12 protein-coding genes, 1 tRNA gene and 1 pseudogene are annotated in these 16,553 nt (G+C 33.4%); 6 read left to right on the top strand and 8 right to left on the bottom strand.

From position 1 onward, the window contains the following. The first annotated feature begins 26 nt into the window (after positions 1–26). From BUE22_RS17700 to BUE22_RS17675, 6 genes and pseudogenes are all read left to right on the top strand, one after another. Positions 27–514: pseudogene (locus BUE22_RS17700) on the top strand (YfbM family protein). Positions 515–535: 21 nt separating this feature from the next. Then, the gene (locus tag BUE22_RS17695; RefSeq protein ID WP_073397099.1) at positions 536–1,018 is read left to right on the top strand and encodes a DinB family protein; all 483 of its coding nucleotides are present in this window, start codon (positions 536–538) and stop codon (positions 1,016–1,018) included. A gap of 134 nt (positions 1,019–1,152) precedes the next feature. After that, a complete protein-coding gene (locus BUE22_RS17690; protein ID WP_073397098.1) occupies positions 1,153–1,680 on the top strand; it encodes a hypothetical protein in 528 nt (175 codons plus the stop codon). Between the two features lie 40 nt (positions 1,681–1,720). Continuing rightward, positions 1,721–2,467, top strand: coding sequence for a hypothetical protein (locus BUE22_RS17685; RefSeq protein ID WP_073397096.1), 747 nt, complete (start codon positions 1,721–1,723; stop codon positions 2,465–2,467). Between the two features lie 94 nt (positions 2,468–2,561). Beyond that, positions 2,562–3,242 carry a metal-dependent hydrolase gene (locus tag BUE22_RS17680; RefSeq protein WP_073397094.1) on the top strand — a complete coding sequence of 227 codons (681 nt, stop codon included), beginning with the start codon at positions 2,562–2,564 and terminating at the stop codon, positions 3,240–3,242. A gap of 161 nt (positions 3,243–3,403) precedes the next feature. Further along, positions 3,404–4,309 carry an alpha/beta fold hydrolase gene (locus tag BUE22_RS17675; RefSeq protein WP_243396791.1) on the top strand — a complete coding sequence of 302 codons (906 nt, stop codon included), beginning with the start codon at positions 3,404–3,406 and terminating at the stop codon, positions 4,307–4,309. Positions 4,310–4,444: 135 nt separating this feature from the next. On the opposite strand, the gene BUE22_RS17670 is transcribed toward BUE22_RS17675, so the two are convergent. The 8 genes from BUE22_RS17670 to murC form a co-directional block, all read right to left on the bottom strand. Next, complete coding sequence (locus tag BUE22_RS17670; RefSeq protein WP_159438486.1) at positions 4,445–5,329, bottom strand: PorP/SprF family type IX secretion system membrane protein; 885 nt, start codon at positions 5,327–5,329, stop codon at positions 4,445–4,447. 41 nt (positions 5,330–5,370) lie between these two features. Then, positions 5,371–9,396 (bottom strand): cadherin-like beta sandwich domain-containing protein, encoded by a 4,026-nt coding sequence (locus BUE22_RS17665; protein ID WP_159438485.1) that lies wholly within the window; start codon positions 9,394–9,396, stop codon positions 5,371–5,373. A gap of 655 nt (positions 9,397–10,051) precedes the next feature. Continuing rightward, positions 10,052–10,125, bottom strand: a tRNA-Arg gene (locus BUE22_RS17660). Positions 10,126–10,228: 103 nt separating this feature from the next. Continuing rightward, a complete protein-coding gene (locus tag BUE22_RS17655) occupies positions 10,229–10,678 on the bottom strand; it encodes a GatB/YqeY domain-containing protein (RefSeq protein WP_042563802.1) in 450 nt (149 codons plus the stop codon). Between the two features lie 203 nt (positions 10,679–10,881). Next, on the bottom strand, positions 10,882–12,858 hold the full coding sequence (ftsZ, locus tag BUE22_RS17650; protein WP_073397087.1) for a cell division protein FtsZ: 1,977 nt from the start codon (positions 12,856–12,858) through the stop codon (positions 10,882–10,884). 85 nt (positions 12,859–12,943) lie between these two features. After that, positions 12,944–14,368, bottom strand: coding sequence for a cell division protein FtsA (gene ftsA, locus BUE22_RS17645; protein ID WP_073397085.1), 1,425 nt, complete (start codon positions 14,366–14,368; stop codon positions 12,944–12,946). Between the two features lie 6 nt (positions 14,369–14,374). Continuing rightward, complete coding sequence (locus BUE22_RS17640) at positions 14,375–15,097, bottom strand: cell division protein FtsQ/DivIB (protein WP_042563799.1); 723 nt, start codon at positions 15,095–15,097, stop codon at positions 14,375–14,377. Continuing rightward, positions 15,084–16,433 carry a UDP-N-acetylmuramate--L-alanine ligase gene (murC, locus tag BUE22_RS17635; protein ID WP_073397083.1) on the bottom strand — a complete coding sequence of 450 codons (1,350 nt, stop codon included), beginning with the start codon at positions 16,431–16,433 and terminating at the stop codon, positions 15,084–15,086. Before murC ends, BUE22_RS17640 begins: the two co-directional genes overlap by 14 nt. Positions 16,434–16,553: the final 120 nt, after the last annotated feature.

Here is a 16,553-nt window from a genome sequence, read left to right as displayed (position 1 = left end):
AACTAAATAATAAAATATAATACGATATGGGAATGATCGCTAATTTACTTCGCGTAACTACTACTGAACTTGAAACTTATTTACAAGATAGTTCGCTTTTGGAGGAAAGAATTTACGATGAAAATGCAACCGAAGATCAAAATTTAAACGATGTTGACAAAGCTTGGATGGTATTATTTTTTTACTAACAGGGCAAAACATTCAAAATGCAGATCATCCACTGGTACAGGTTTTATTTAGTGGTCAGCTTATTGATGAAGAACAGGATTTAGGTTATGGTCCCGGACATTATTTAACTTCTGATCAGGTTAAAGACCTAAGCGAACAAATCTCAAAAATTACAACTGAAGATTTAAAAAACAAATATAACTCCAAAACAATGAACGAGTTAGATGTATATCCAATATGGGATGAGGATTCTTTTGATTATTTAGATGAAAACTTTAAACTTTTGCAACAAATATATGCAGAAGCTGCCAACAACGACCAAGCGATAATAACGTTTTTAAATTAAGTAAAATTAAAAGCTTATATTTTGTCAGAACAATATTCTACATACGTCAAAGAACAATATGAATATGTAAAAGGTTCAAGAAATGTACTTTTTGAATACTGTAAAACTATTAGTCCAGAAGATTTCATTAATCAAAATACATCATTTGGCCGTGGCGGAAGCATGAGAAACTTACTCGTTCATATTGCCAACACATACGAATATTGGATTGCGAATCTTGCATTGAAAAAGAACCTAAAATATGCTGAATATGAAGACAACTTAACAATACAGGATGTTATTTTACTTTTTGATTCTGTAGATCTTTTCATGGAAGAATTTATTCTGGAAATGGATCTTTCTGATCGAGAGATAGTCTACAAAATACAAGGCAATAAAAATTCAGCATCGCCTTTAAAATTTTTTAGTCATGTTATTACACACGAATACCATCATAAGGGTCAAATTTTATCTCTAAGCAGGCATCTTGGTTATATTCCGGTTGATACAGATATTATGAGATAAATCTTCTAAATATTTAGTTTTTTCAGGTTTAATTTGTATTTTCGTTTTGTAAAAAATTACCATTTTCAAACAACCAATTCTGTAAATTATTAATAATCTGATTAATATATTTATAGAAGTAACAAACAGCTATTATGACACAATTAATTTGGGGTATCTTAAATATAGCAATCTTTATCGCATTTATTGTTATATGTTTTCAGGCATTGAAATTTATTCGTGAAAAATTGGGTCTTTTTGCTTGTGTTATTTTTGCTTTGGGTTTATTATCTTTTACTTCTAAACCAAAAGACAACAATTCAGAATTCAAACAATTTGATTTAAATAATAAAACCGCTAAAGTCGCTAATAGCTATAATGGCCGAAATGAAAGAATAGTTATTGATGATAATCTAACTTCAAAAATGACTCTTTCTGTAAATTATACAGCTAAGGAACTGCTTAATGCACAATCTTCCAGAGAAGGATTTATAAGTGGTACAAACTGGTACCCAATTAGTATTATTTTAAATAAATCTAATGGAGAAAATCAATACGTTTATTCTGTTTATGGAACTTTAGAATGGAGACTTTTAGGAATTACCATCTATTCGCAATCGAAAAAATTTGAGGGTAAAATAGAATTACCACAATCAGATTTATTGTATTCTCCCTCAAACTAAGAGCTCAACTTTATGTTTCCTTTAATCAACTCATAATAAAATGAAAATAGATCCTAAGGAAATAGAAATTGAACGTGACGATATTTTCACTTATAGAAGAATCAGGCGGGCAATTGGTTATTTAGGAATTAGCATGCCAATACTTTTGGTTGGTTTGTCTTTTATTTCTTTTTTCAAAACACAACTTCAACCTTCAATAAGTCATTATTATTTCACCAATCTAAGAGAAGTTTTCACGGGAACCTTGTGTGCTGTAGGTTTATTTTTAATTTGCTACAAAGGCACAAGCAATGCTTCAATCTGGAAAAATGATAATTTATTGACTAATATTGCGGGAATCATGGCGATTGGCGTAGCATTGATACCAATGAATCCGGATGATTTTGCAATTAAAATTTACACAATAATTCCATATCCGAAAAAATGGCTTGGCTGGTTTCATTATGGCTTTGCGGCTTTGTTGTTTTTAATCATGGCTTTATTGTCTATTAATGTTTTTACAATTGGTCAGAAAAATGAAACCAGAGATCCAAAAAGTATTCTTAACGAAAATAATATTTATAGGTTTTGCGGATATTCCATACTTGTTTTTATAATTATGGTACCTGTTTCCGAAAGTTTGAAATTTTTCACTTATTCAACATTAGTTTTAGAGGCACTTGCTCTTTTTGCTTTCGGGATTGCCTGGCTGATAAAAGGTCGCGCTCTTGGCGACAAAGGCATGATTGGTAAAAAATTATATCAGGAAAATAATCCTGTCAATACTGAAAAAGTTTTTGAGGAATAAATAGTTTACTTCAACGCCCGTTTTAGGTGGTACATTTTTTGGATAAAAAAGTTAACTATTTTAGATAATTATCAATTTATAAAATCTATTTATTATGAAGATAACTTATTACGGACATTCTTGTTTTTCAGTTTATGCCAATGGAAAAAACATCTTATTTGACCCTTTTATTACCGGCAACGATTTAGCTAAAGATATTAATATTGACAAAATCAAAGCTGACTATATTTTTATTTCACATGCCCATTATGATCATATTTTAGATGTAGAACGTATTGCAAAAAATACAGGAGCTAAAGTTCTTGGCAATTTCGAAATCTATAACTGGATCTTAAAAAACGGAATCGAAAATGCGCACCCAATTAATCCGGGTGGAAAGTTTGATTTTGATTTTGGATCCGTAAAATGTGTTATTGCACAGCATCCAAGTAGTTTTATGGATGGAAGTTATGGCGGAATTGCCTGTGGTTTTGTGTTAACTACCATTGATGGAAATTTTTATTATAGCGGTGATACGGCCCTAACTCTGGACATGCAACTGATTCCGAAATTTACCAAACTTGACTTTGCTGTTTTCCCAATTGGAGATGGCCTTACAATGGGAATTGAAGAAGCAATTGAAGCATCAAAATTAGTTGGCGTTACTAAAATATTGGGCGTTCATTATGATACTTTTGGGTTCATTATTATGGATCATAAAAAAGCTGAAGAAAGTTTTAAAAATGTAAATCTCCATCTTTTCTTACCAAAAATAGGCAGTACAATCGAAATCTAATTTTCGAAATATCGCTAAAACATATTAGTTATAGCGATATAAAACAAAACATACGAATGTAAAATTCATTCAATATCCCTAAAACTATTGGTTCATAAATATTTTTCACTAGGACATTAAAATTGTTTATCTGAATTTATCATTAACCAAAATTCAAAACAATGAAAACATTTACAATTCCATTTGTTTTATTGCTCATAACAAATTTATCTATTATGAATGCACAAAAAATAACTGCTTTAAATTCTAAAACAGAATTTGCTGATGTTTCAGGCAGAAAAATCGCTTACCGTACTATAGGAAAAGGAACTCCCATTATTTTAGTAAATCGCTTTAGAGGAACACTAGATACCTGGGATCCGCTGTTTTTAGACAAGCTTGCCGAAAACTACAAGGTAATTACTTTTGATTACACTGGTATTGGCTACTCAACAGGAACTTTACCAACTGACTTAAAAGATGTTGCAAAAGATGTAAAAGATCTTGCCGATTTTCTAAAAATAAAAAAAACAATTATAATGGGCTGGTCTTATGGTGGATTAGTAACTCAGGTTGCAACATTGCAATTTTCAGATCTTATTTCACAAACCGTATTATTAGGGACCGGGCCTCCGGGTGAAAGAGTTGTTCCGCTGGAGCAGGCATTTCTGGATTCAGCTTTAAAACCAGTTAATGATTTTGATGATGAAATTGTATTGTTTTTCGAACCTTCTTCTGAAGAAAGCAAAGCAGAAGCCAAAGCATCACACGACAGAATTGCAAAAAGAATTGATGTTTCTAAAATCCCTTCTACTATGGAAGTTTTTCAACTTTATTTTAAAGGCAGTGCTGGTTTAACAGAAGATAAAGATAATTTCAAAGGAAAACTTAAAACCACTAAAATTCCAATTTTAATTATTTCCGGAGATCATGATATTAGTTTTGCCGTCGAAAATTGGTATCCGTTAACCAAACAATTACCAACAGCGCAATTAATCGTTCTTCCACAGACAGGACATGCACCACAACATCAACATGTAGATCTTGTAGCAAATTATATTCATGCTTTTTTAGAGAATACAAAATAAATTGATGACCATTTAGAATATTATCATGTTAAAATGAAAAAGCCAGTGAAAATAAATCACTGGCTTTTTTTTACTGATTAGAATCACATTCTTTACTCAATAAAGAACCTATTTTAATTATGATAAACTCTTATATTACAATTTATAGTTAAGTCCAACTTCAAAAGTATTGTTTGCATAAGCACCAAGACTTCCAAAATATTTAGAATAAGCCAGAAAAACACCCAAATCGTTAAGCGAAATACCAAAAGCTGTAGAAACAGTTTTATTAGTATGGTAAAATGCTGATACATTCATCTTATAATCCGGAAAGTTAAATCTTGCCCCTGCATCTAAAATATCTTTGTGTCCTTTAACCCCTCTATAAGCGATCAATGGTTCAACATTTAAGTTTTCATCTTCATTTGACAGTAATATTTTATAACTCACTGATGAATAAAAAATAGAACGATCTACATATTTTTTCACACCATCATTATTATCATACATTAAAGCATTAAGGTTTGGCAATGCTGCCTGGATTGTCAATAGTCTACTAGTATACGCAATACCCAGATCTCCATCAAAAGCAGCACCTTCATTATAATTCTGTAATAAAGCGTCGTCCCTATCCCCTACAACTTTATTGTAATCAATAGAAGCAAATTTTGCACCTGCAGATAATCCGAAATTTAATTTTTGGTCAACTCCTATTGGTAAATGATAGGCATAAGTTCCCATTATTCTTGTTCTATTGATTAGTCCAGCTCTGTCACTACTTACATTTAATCCTAACCCTGTTCTGTTGCCTCCATTATATTCGAAAGTGGCATTCATTAATATTGGATTCCCGGGAACTTCATCCCATTGTCTTTGGTAGCCTATGTTAAATTTCATACCTTCTTCTAACCCTGCCATAGCAGGGTTATTTAAGTATTGATTTTGAAAATACATGGACTCGTATTCTGTTAACTGCGCATTTGCGGTATTTGCTCCTAATAGAATCAGGAACATCATTACCTTTATATAGATTACTCTCATTTTTTTAATTTTCATTGTTTTATTTCTTTCCTTCTTAATTATTAGTCTCTAATAATTGAAATGAACCCTTTAAGTTTAGGTGAACCATTCCCTAGATCAATTAGATAGTAATAAGTATCCTCAGTAAGTGGAGATCCTTTATAAGTACCATCCCAATCACTGTTATAGTTATTTTTAGAATACACTAATCTTGCTGCTCTGTCAAAAACTTTAACTGAATTGTTAGGATATACATTCAGACCTGGAACTACCCAAACATCATTTTTACCATCTCCGTTTGGAGTAATAATATTTGAAGGGATAACTGGTACTGCATCTTCTCTGTTTACAATAATAGTATATGTTTCTTGTGTACCATCTGGAGCTGTAACAACTATTGTAACTACATTCTCTCCTGTTTTTAGATCAATTGGAGCCGTATTATCAGTAACTGTTTTTCCATCAACTATTATCTCAACAGTTGCATTTGGATCGATTGGTGTAGGAGTGATTATAATTGAATTAGTCTCATTTGGCACATCTACTGTGTAATTTTTTGTATCTGTATTAAATTCTGGACTTAAAGTACCTTCACTTACAACAATGTCAGATAAACCTGCATTATCAGATGGCTTAGAAGCTGCTTCTTCTCTTGTAACAACTATTACATAAGTATTAGTAGTCCCATCCTCTGCAGTTACTACTGTAGTAATCGTATTTTCACCTACTTGCAAAGGAATTTCTCCAGAAGCTTTTCCGCTTGGTACTTCTACTCCATTTACTGTTACTGTTGCTGTAGCATCTGCAATAGTTGGTGTAACTGTAATCCCTGTAACATCATTAGGTACTGTAGCTGTATAATCTTTAGTTCCTTCTGCAAAAGTTGGGCTTAAAGTACCTTCACTTACAACTAAATCTGTCAAACCTGCATCATTAGAAGCTTCTCTTGTAACAACTATTACATAAGTATTAGTAGTTCCATCCTGAGCTGTTATTATCGTAGTGATTTCATTTTTACCTACTTCTAAAGGAATATTTCCCGAAGCAGTTCCACTTGGCACCTCTACTCCATTTACTGTTACAGTTGCTGTAGCATCCGCAGTAGTTGGTGTAACTGTAATATTTTTAACATCATTAGGTACTGTAGCTGTATAGTCTTTAGTCCCTTCTGCAAAAGTTGGGCTCAATGTACCTTCACTGATAGTTAAATCTCCTAAACCTGCATCACTAGAAGGCTCTCTTGTAACGATTATTGTATAAGTTTGAGTAGTTCCATCTTGCGCTGTTACTACTGTAGTAATTGTATTTTCACCTACTTCCAAAGGAATATTTTCAGAAGCAGTTCCGCTTGGTACTTCTTTTCCATTTACTGTTACCGTTGCTGCAGCATCGGCTGTAGTTGGGGTAACTGTGATTTCTTTAATATCATTAGGTACTGTAGCTGTATAGTCTTTGGTTCCTTCTGAAAAAGCAGGGCTTAAAGCACCTTCACTGATAGTTAAATCTCCCAAACCTGCATTGCTAGAAGCAATCACTGTTAAAGTTCCAGAAACGTAGCTAATAGCATAATTTGATGAAACTGCTCCACTAGCAGCAATTGGATAAGTACCTACTGCACTTGTTTTAACTGCTGTAGTTGTAATTGTAGGTAATGTTGTTAAACTAACCTGAGTATCTCCATTTACAAACCCAGCATAACTTGCTGTTAATACTGGATTGTCTGATCCGTAAACTTTACTGTTATCAATTGCAGTAATAGTTAACGCTGCAGGAGTAATAGCCAATACTGCATTTGCTCCATAAGTAATAGTGTAGTTTGATGAAACTGCACCACTTACTGTGATTGGATAATTTCCAACTGCACTTCCTTTAACCGCTGTAGTTGCAATTGTAGGTAATGTTGTTAATTTTGCTTCAGTGTCTCCATTTACAAAACCAACATAAGTTGCTGTTAAAACAGGATTATCTGATCCATAAACTTTAGTGTTATCAACTGCAGTAATAGTTAACGCTGCAGGAGTAATATCTAATATATTTGCTACATAAGTAATGTCATAGTTTGAAGAAACTGCTCCACTAACTGTAATTGGATAATTTCCAACTGCACTTCCTATAACTGCAGTAGTTACAATTGTAGGTAATGTAGTTAATTTCGCTTCAGTATCTCCATTTACAAACTTATCATAAGTTACTGTTAAAACTGGATTCGCAACACCATATTGTCTATCTTTTTTAACTGCTGTGATAGTCAGTGGTGCTTTGTTTACAGTACTTGTAGCTATTGGTATATTTATAGTGGTTGTACCATTACTGGTTAACACTAGATTTCCAGAATAATCTTTTGCGTCAATTGTTCCTTTTAATCGAACATACACTTTTGTAGATGCAATAGCGCCTGCAGCTCCAATAGTAATTGTATTGCTAAAAGTAACTCCATCTGTACTCACTTCAAATCCTGAAGGAGGAGTAACTAAAATTCCTTCAAGCATAGCAAGACCAGATAGGTCAAAACTATTTGAACTTGATGGCGTACCATAAGTTGTAGTTAACCCAGATAAGCTATCGGTACTTACTACAATTGTTGGTCCAACATTAACAATTCCATTATTAGAAGTAAAGAAAGTATTATTTTTATTAACTGCGTTTGAAAGAGAGCTTCCCCATGATCCACCAGATCCGGTTGTAACACCCAATTTTATACTTTTGGCAGTATGCACTAAATTAGCAGTAAGATCTGCAACTACTCCGCTCACGATAGAGAAAGTTTCATTTATTGTAGTTTTTGCACCAAAAGTTTTAGTTCCAGCTCCTGATAATGTAAGATTATTATAAATTATTGATCCCGTTCCTAAATTTTGTGCACCTCCATTAAATTCTACCGTACTTGTTCCCGCTGTAAAATTACTTCCAGCGCCACTTACATTTCCTGAAAATTTTAAAAGACTTGAATTAGCATTTAATGTTCCTTGTGTTCTAACCCAATCAGTAAAACTATGAGTCAAACCAGCTCCAAGATTAAGTGTTCCTGCACCATCAATTATTAATTTCCCAGTATTTAAATTTTTTGTAAAAGTCGCTACACCAGCAGTTTTATTCATAACAACTCCTTTTGTTGCTGTAAAACCATCTATAGTTTGACTAACAGCACCTGTTAAGTAAACAAACCCATCTGTTGTCAACGATCCGTTATTGTTTATAAAATCACCGCCAAAATACAAATCTGTGTTAGTAGCTACTAATGAAGCACCCTCATCTATTACAAGCGATACCCCATCATTAAATCTTTTTTCTACACCATTATTACTTAAAGTTACTATGCTTGAACCTGTAACAGAAGAAATTTGAACCCCTCCGTTTGCAATAAATGGACTAACCCATTCCGGTCCGGCTGTCAGGGATGATGCGCTATTGTATTGTAAAGAAGCATTAGCACCATAAGTTGGTGCAGCAGAAGCTGTCGCCGTACCTGCCATGGCAAGAATACCGTTTACAATTACTGAAGGAGTAATTGTTCTGATGCCACTACCAGAAATTGTTAAATTATTATAAGTATAGGCACCTATAGCTCGCGTTCCTGTACCATTATAAGATACAGTTCCTTTCCCACTTGTTAAAGTACCTGCATTTAATATTCCTCCTGTCATTACTCCTCCAATCAGCAAATTTCCATCTCCGGAAAAAGTCACATCATTTTGAAGAGCAGTACCATTCATTGTAACATTTCCCGTTACAGTTACTTTTCCAGTATTAATAGTTAAACTACAATCGCTGGTATCCCCCCCGCCACTATTCATAATTATCGATGCAGGAGAAAAAGACCCCGCACTTACTGTTAGAACAACAATACTGCCTGGAGTTGAATTTGACAACTCAAGAATTGCACAAGCAGCTCCCGCAACAGATATTACAGGTTGATTGGATGCATTTGTTATTAATACATTGTCAGTAGCAGTCGGCCTTCCTTCAGGACTCCAGTTTGTATCTACATTCCATGCAGTACTCGTGGCACCGGTCCAGGTTTTAAGACTTTGTCCATACCCTACACTAAATAAAAGAAGGGCTAATACAATAAGTAAATTTTTGTTCATTTTTATTTTATTTCTATTCATTTTTGTTTTTAATTTTCATTCATTTTTGCTAATTTTCTAATTCATCTTTTTTCTTTTTTTAAGCCATTTTTGTTCATTTTTATCCATTTAATTATTCACTTTTCAAAAAAAATTAAAGTCCAATATCAATTTTTCTAAAAAAATTCCATCCATTTCCTTAGACATTTAATCCTAAATCCGCATAAAAAATTAATTTAACCGTCTACTAAAAAAAACAAGAACGAGTTGTAATCGCCTTATTTTACAGTAGTTTTAGATATTTAATAAAAAAATCTGCCGGACTTAGAGACTAACAGAATTTAATTTTCCAAAGGTTAAAGCCATTTTGATTTATTATTGCCTTAAAAAGTTTTTAAGTTTACAAATAAGGACATTTCTTACACTATGAAGAATTGTTTAAAAAAATTAATAAAAACCATATATATTAATAGGCAGGGATCTGCAAAAAAAAGCCTACTTAACACCTTATAAAGTCGGATATAAAATTTAATTGAATAGTGTCAAAAGGATTTTAGGAAGAAAGACAAACAACAATAAAAATCGTATTATAATTTAGTTGTCATAAAAACGTGGAGATCAATACTCAAAAAAAAACAGGCAAAATACATTACTTATGTATTTTGCCTGTTTACTGTGACCGCGGAGGGGTTCGAACCCCCAACCCTCAGAGCCGAAATCTGATATTCTATCCAGTTGAACTACGCGGTCAATATATTTAAAATTCAATTTTTAAATTCCAAATTCCAATTTAAATTTGGAATTTCTATTTTGGGTTTTCCAATTTTGGAATTTGGATTTTTTTTATTGGAATTTAAACCAAAAGTTTCTTCACAATTGCAGAAATGGTTTTTCCTTCAGCAGTTCCACCCAATTGAGCAGATGCCAATCCCATTACTTTACCCATTGAAGCAATTCCGGAAGCTCCTGTTTCAGCAATAATTTTTGCAATTACAGCTTCTACTTCTTCTTCACTTAATTGAGCTGGTAAGAATTTCTCAATTACCGCAACCTGAGCTAATTCTGGCTCAGCCAAATCAGGGCGGTTTTGTTCTGTAAAAATCCTTGCGCTTTCTTTACGTGTTTTAACTAGTCTTTGAAGTAATTTTACTTCTTCGTCTTCTGTCAATTCTTCTTTAGAGCCAGAAGCTGTTGCAGCTAATAACATTTCTGATTTAATAGCTCTTAAAGCTTCTAAAGCTACTGTATCTTTTGCTCTCATGGCGGTTTTAATCTCGTCCATGATTAATGTTTGTAAACTCATTTTTGTTTTTATTTGAATAAGCAAAGCTTATAAATTGATTAATTTTTCTGAAAGTTGCTATCAACCTCCGCTCGAACTGACAACAAAATTAACTTTAAAGGTTAAGCATAGAAGTCAAATTTTTAAATTCTGTGCGAAGATAAAAAAAATAACCCGAAAATTAAATCCAATTTTCGGGTTATCCTATTATTATGAATGTAATATTAATCTACGTTATCGTGCAAAAATGAATTGTTTGAACGTAATTGTAAATCGTTATTACTATCTGTACCAACAGAGATTCTCGAATTAGTTGTATTAGATTGATTATTTGAAAGATCAATACCTAATCTTTTGTAAGCAGGCTCTTTTTCTAGTTCATCAATTCTAGAAACATTGTTATGGAATTTATAATTAAATTCTTTTAGTTTCTTTCTTCTTTCTTCTGCTCTTAAACGTAATGTTTCTTCGATTGTTAATTCCATCGGAGACGCATGATCTGTTGTTGTAAAAGCAGCTTCCTGTGCAAAATCAACTTTTGGTTTCAAAGTGATATTCAATTCCTCAGGAACTACATCTTCTACCACTTTTTCAACTGGTTTAGATGTGATTAAATCATTTTCAACCTCCATATATTCTTCTAAAGAATATTTGATGATTCCGTTTTCAGCAACTTCAGTTACCGGAACAAATGAAACAGGATCATTTACCTTAATATTACGTGTTTCGTTTGTTAATTCAAACAAAATTCTAGTATCTTCAACAACCGGTTCTTTCTTTACTTCCGGCTCTGCTCTAAAAAGAGGTAAATCAAAAGAGAACGTTGTTTGTTCTTCCTTTTCAAATACTCTTTGAACAGGTTTTACTTCCTGAAAAGTTTGCGCTTGCGGAGTAGAAATAGTAAAATCGATATCTGTAATTGGCGAAACGATTTCAAAAGTTACATCAAGGTTTTTAATAAACTCTGACATTACTACTAATTCTTCCTGATTGATTACTGGAGCAACAGCAACCGGAGAAGTCTGAATCACGGGAGCAACAACCGTATCTTCCATCAAATCAAAAACAATTTTTTCTTCTGATTTTGCAGTTGGTGTACTACTGCTTAAATCGAAAGATGTAAGTGCTTTATTCGTTAAATTATGAACACTTCTTTGTTCATCTTCCAACGTATGAATGATTTTCTTAGGTTCTGTATTTACAATTTCATTTTGTTGTTCAACATCAAAACCAGTAGCAATAATAGTTACGGCAATAGCCTCACCAAGAGTTTCGTCTTCACCAACTCCCATGATAATATTTGCGTTGTAACCTGCTTCTGCCTGGATATGATCGTTGATTTCTCCAATTTCGTCAAGTGTAATTTCATCAGATCCAGAAACGATAAGCAACAATACGTTTTTGGCTCCTGTAATTTTGTTGTCGTTTAATAACGGAGAATCCAATGCTGAAATAATAGCATCTTTTGCTCTGTTTTCACCTTCGGCAACAGAAGATCCCATGATCGCAGTTCCACTGTTTGCTAAAACAGTTCTTGCGTCACGTAAATCGATATTTTGAGTATAGTGATGTGTAATTACTTCAGCAATCCCTCTTGAGGCTGTTGCTAAAACTTCATCCGCTTTAGAGAATCCTGCTTTAAAACCAAGATTTCCGTATACTTCTCTTAATTTATTATTGTTGATTACAATTAAAGAATCTACTTGTTTACGTAATTTTTCGATTCCTAAAAGCGCTTGTTCCTGACGAACTTTACCTTCAAACTGAAATGGAATTGTTACGATACCAACGGTCAAAATTTCTCTTTCTTTTGCCAATTGTGCAATTACCGGAGCAGCACCTGTACCGGTACCACCACCCATACCAGCGGTAATAAATACCATCTTAGTACCACGGTCTAACATTTTTTCGATATCAGCGATACTTTCAATAGCAGATTGCTGTCCTACATCAGGGTTTGCTCCTGCTCCAAGACCCTCTGTTAAGTTCATACCTAACTGAATTTTATTTGGTACAGCGCTATTTTGAAGTGCTTGTGAGTCTGTATTACAAACGATAAAATCTACCCCTTTAATACCTTGCTTGAACATGTGGTTGATTGCGTTACTTCCGCCTCCACCGACACCTATTACTTTGATTACATTTGATTGGTTTTTCGGTAAATCAAATGAAATACTTCCAAATTCTGAGTTGCTCATCATCTTTTTGGTTTTGAAATTCTTATTAAATACATTTTTTACTTCTTGACTTGGGGCAAAAAGTAATCCTTTTCGTTTTACTTTATTATTATTCTGCGTTGTCTAAAAAATCTTTGATTTTATCGACATAACGATCAAAAAATGATCTTCTTATTTTTGTTTCTGTAGACTCATCTTTTGTAGCCACGTTACTTCTAACTTCTCTTGGTGGTTCAAAAGCTTCTACTCTTTCAACGTAGTTTTCTTCAACTTCGTATCGCGGCTGAACAGGTTGTTGTGCCTGAGGCGGAACGTTTCTGTATACTACTTTTGGCTGTTCATTTACAAGTTCCATTCTAACAGCACTTTGTGTGCTATTTTCGATACTGTTCATTACTAAACCAACTGCAGTTGCAAATAATGGACTTGAAATTTCTTCGCTTGAATTTCCTGCTAAATGCTCGTTTGGATATCCAATTCTGGTGTCCATTCCTGTAATGTATTCAACCAATTGTTTGATATGTTTTAATTGAGCTCCACCACCTGTAAGCACAATTCCTGCTATTAGTTTTTTACGAGGATCTTCGTGTCCATATGCTTTAATTTCTGCAAAAACCTGTTCTACAATTTCTACTACACGAGCATGAATAATTTTAGATAAGTTTTTAAGCGAAATTTCTTTTGGCTCACGTCCTCTTAATCCTGGAATAGAAACAATTTCATTGTCTTTGTTTTCTCCCGGCCAGGCTGATCCGAATTTTATTTTTAAAAGCTCTGCCTGTTTTTCAATTATAGAACATCCTTCTTTAATGTCTTCCGTAATTACATTTCCTCCGAAAGGAATTACAGCAGTATGACGAATAATTCCATCTTTAAAAATAGCTAAATCTGTTGTTCCGCCACCGATATCGATAAGGGCTACACCAGCTTCTTTTTCTTCCTGACTTAAAACTGCATCTGCCGAAGCCAATGGTTCTAATGTTAAACCGGACAACTCAATTCCTGAACTCTGAATACATCTTCCAACATTTCTAATAGAAGACGCTTGTCCGACCACTACGTGAAAACTAGACTCTAATCTTCCGCCATACATTCCGATTGGTTCTTTAATTTCAGATTGTCCGTCGATTTTAAATTCCTGAGGCAAAACGTGAATAATTTCTTCTCCCGGTAACATCGCAAGTTTATTAACCTGATCAATTAAAAGCTGAATATCATTTTCGCCAATTACTTCTTCCGGATTACTACGGCTGATGTAATCTGTATGCTGTATACTTCTAATGTGCTGTCCGGCAATACCTACAACAACATCCTTAATTTTATATCCTGAATTATTTTCTGCTTCTAAAATAGCTTGTTGAATTGATTGAATAGTTTGCGTAATGTTGTTTACAACACCTCTCGCAACACCCAAACTTTTGGATTTACCAATACCCAAAATTTCCAATTTACCATACTCGTTCTTCTTGCCTATCATGGCAACTATTTTGGTTGTTCCAATATCTAGACCTACTGCAATATTATCTTTTTCCATTTTCTATTATTTTGTGCAAACTACTTGTTCCGTAAATCTCAGGTCAATCTTATTGTATTTATATAACGAACTATCTAAAACTGCTTTTTGAAAAAAGGCTTTATAGTTATTAAATTTCTTGTCAACATTCATCGTTCTGCCAAAATCGATAAAGTAATTATAATTTCTATTAAACATTTTTAGGCTACCATTAGGCATAATTTGAATTGCAATGATGTTTTTTTTCAAAAACGCATCGTCATAAATTGTGCGAAATAAGGTAGCTAAATCTTCGTTATTTTTTTTATTTATTGCCCCTGAAACGAGAGGAACACGCGCCGTAAAATTGTCTGATAAAGGCATTTTATTTCCCTCATAGTCAATATAAAAAGAGTTATCACCATCATAAACTCTCGCTATTGGTGTCTTCTGTTTTACTATCGCTTTTAGAACACCATCAATACTTACAAAAACATCCGACTTTTCAATCATGTCTTGCGTATCAAGGGTTTTTTCTATCTTATTCAAATCTACTTCATCTTTTCGGATAGTGGAAGCGTCTTTTTTATTTTCTATTAACAATTTATTAACCGCTTCAGGCTTTATGAACAGAGTGTTTTCTCCTACAAAAACAACCGTGCATTTCTTCAATTTTCTATCTCCATTTCGATGTTGGGCAAACGAATATAAAAAAAGTACAAGCCCAAAAATGAGTACTAATCGAATATTTGTCCAATTAAATATTTTCATTTAGCATTTTTTTAATTGACGGAACCATTTCTCCAATATCACCAGCTCCTATTGTCACAATTATTGGCGCATCACTGGCTTTGATTTGCGCTAATAAATCACTTTTTGCAACATTTTTTTTGTTCGAATTTGTCATTTTCCCTAACAGCCAATCAGATGTAATCCCTTCCATCGGTAATTCGCGTGCCGGATAAATATCCATCAAGAACACTTCGTCAAATAGAGATAAACTTTCGGCAAATCCGTCGGCAAAATCTCTTGTTCTGCTAAACAAATGCGGCTGAAAAATGGCCAAAACTTTACGATTTGGATACAATTCCCTAACTGCTTGATGTACAGCATTTATTTCTGTTGGATGATGTGCATAATCATCTATATAAACTAATTTGTCAGATTTAATCTGATATGAAAAACGTCTTCTTATTCCGTTAAAAGAAGCCAATGCTTTTGCAATCGAATCTGTAGCAGTCCCGAAGGTTTTTGCCATTGCAATAGCCATCAAAGCATTCATTAAATTGTGTTTTCCTGGCAATCCAAAACGTAAATCTTTCATGATTTCTGATGGCGTCTGCACATCAAAAACATAACTTCCGTCTTCTATTCTAACATTGAACGCCTTATATACAGCATCTTCATTTATAGCACATTGCACGCCTTCAAGAGGTAATTCTTTGGTTATAAACAAATTGTTTTTATTTTCAACTTTATTAGCAAATTCTACAAACGAAGCTTCAATTGCATCACTTGTTCCATAAATATCCAAATGATCTGCATCCATTGATGTTATACAGGCAATATTTGGGTGTAAATGCAAAAACGAACGGTCAAATTCATCTGCTTCTACAACTGTTACGGTTTTTCCGCTTCCAATTAAATTAGAGTTGTAATTCTCTACAATTCCGCCCACAAAAGTTGTTACATCTGCACCGCTTTCGTATAAAATGTGACCCAGAATACTTGACGTTGTTGTTTTTCCATGCGTTCCTGCAACGGCAAAACTGAAAGTATCTTTGGTTATAAGTCCCAAAACTTCTGCACGCTTTTTAATTTCGTAATTTCTTTCTATGAAATAATTCCATTCAGAATGTGTTTTAGGCACGGCAGGCGTAAAAATTACCAAAGTATTCTCTACAAAATAATCACTTGGAATCAAACTGATATTATCTTCAAAATGAATATCAATACCACTTTCAATTAATTCACTTGTTAGCATTGATGGCGTTTTGTCGTAGCCTGAAACCTGTTTTCCAATATATTTGAAATAACGGGCCAGCGCACTCATTCCGATGCCTCCAATACCAATAAAATAAACGTTTTGTATTTGATTTAAATTCATTTTAATTTCTAATTTTGAGCTATTTACAGGTTGCTTTATTGTATAAAAAACTAGTAGTTAAGCCTTTGTAATTTTCTTATTTTAATAACTCAAAACACCTAAAAATAGCGTTCTAATTTT

Source organism: Flavobacterium pectinovorum, from assembly GCF_900142715.1.
Lineage (GTDB): Bacteria > Bacteroidota > Bacteroidia > Flavobacteriales > Flavobacteriaceae > Flavobacterium > Flavobacterium pectinovorum.
This window is presented reverse-complemented; position numbering and strand designations above follow the sequence as displayed.

Coding starts and splice junctions, on each gene's coding strand:
- BUE22_RS17655 (WP_042563802.1), bottom strand. CDS start 10,678: ATGAGTTTACAAACATTAATCATGGACGAGATTAAAACCGCCATGAGA.
- BUE22_RS17640 (WP_042563799.1), bottom strand. CDS start 15,097: ATGAAAATATTTAATTGGACAAATATTCGATTAGTACTCATTTTTGGG.
- BUE22_RS17670 (WP_159438486.1), bottom strand. CDS start 5,329: ATGAGAGTAATCTATATAAAGGTAATGATGTTCCTGATTCTATTAGGA.
- BUE22_RS17680 (WP_073397094.1), top strand. CDS start 2,562: ATGAAGATAACTTATTACGGACATTCTTGTTTTTCAGTTTATGCCAAT.
- ftsA (WP_073397085.1), bottom strand. CDS start 14,368: ATGGAAAAAGATAATATTGCAGTAGGTCTAGATATTGGAACAACCAAA.
- BUE22_RS17685 (WP_073397096.1), top strand. CDS start 1,721: ATGAAAATAGATCCTAAGGAAATAGAAATTGAACGTGACGATATTTTC.
- ftsZ (WP_073397087.1), bottom strand. CDS start 12,858: ATGATGAGCAACTCAGAATTTGGAAGTATTTCATTTGATTTACCGAAA.
- BUE22_RS17690 (WP_073397098.1), top strand. CDS start 1,153: ATGACACAATTAATTTGGGGTATCTTAAATATAGCAATCTTTATCGCA.
- murC (WP_073397083.1), bottom strand. CDS start 16,433: ATGAATTTAAATCAAATACAAAACGTTTATTTTATTGGTATTGGAGGC.
- BUE22_RS17665 (WP_159438485.1), bottom strand. CDS start 9,396: ATGAACAAAAATTTACTTATTGTATTAGCCCTTCTTTTATTTAGTGTA.
- BUE22_RS17675 (WP_243396791.1), top strand. CDS start 3,404: ATGAAAACATTTACAATTCCATTTGTTTTATTGCTCATAACAAATTTA.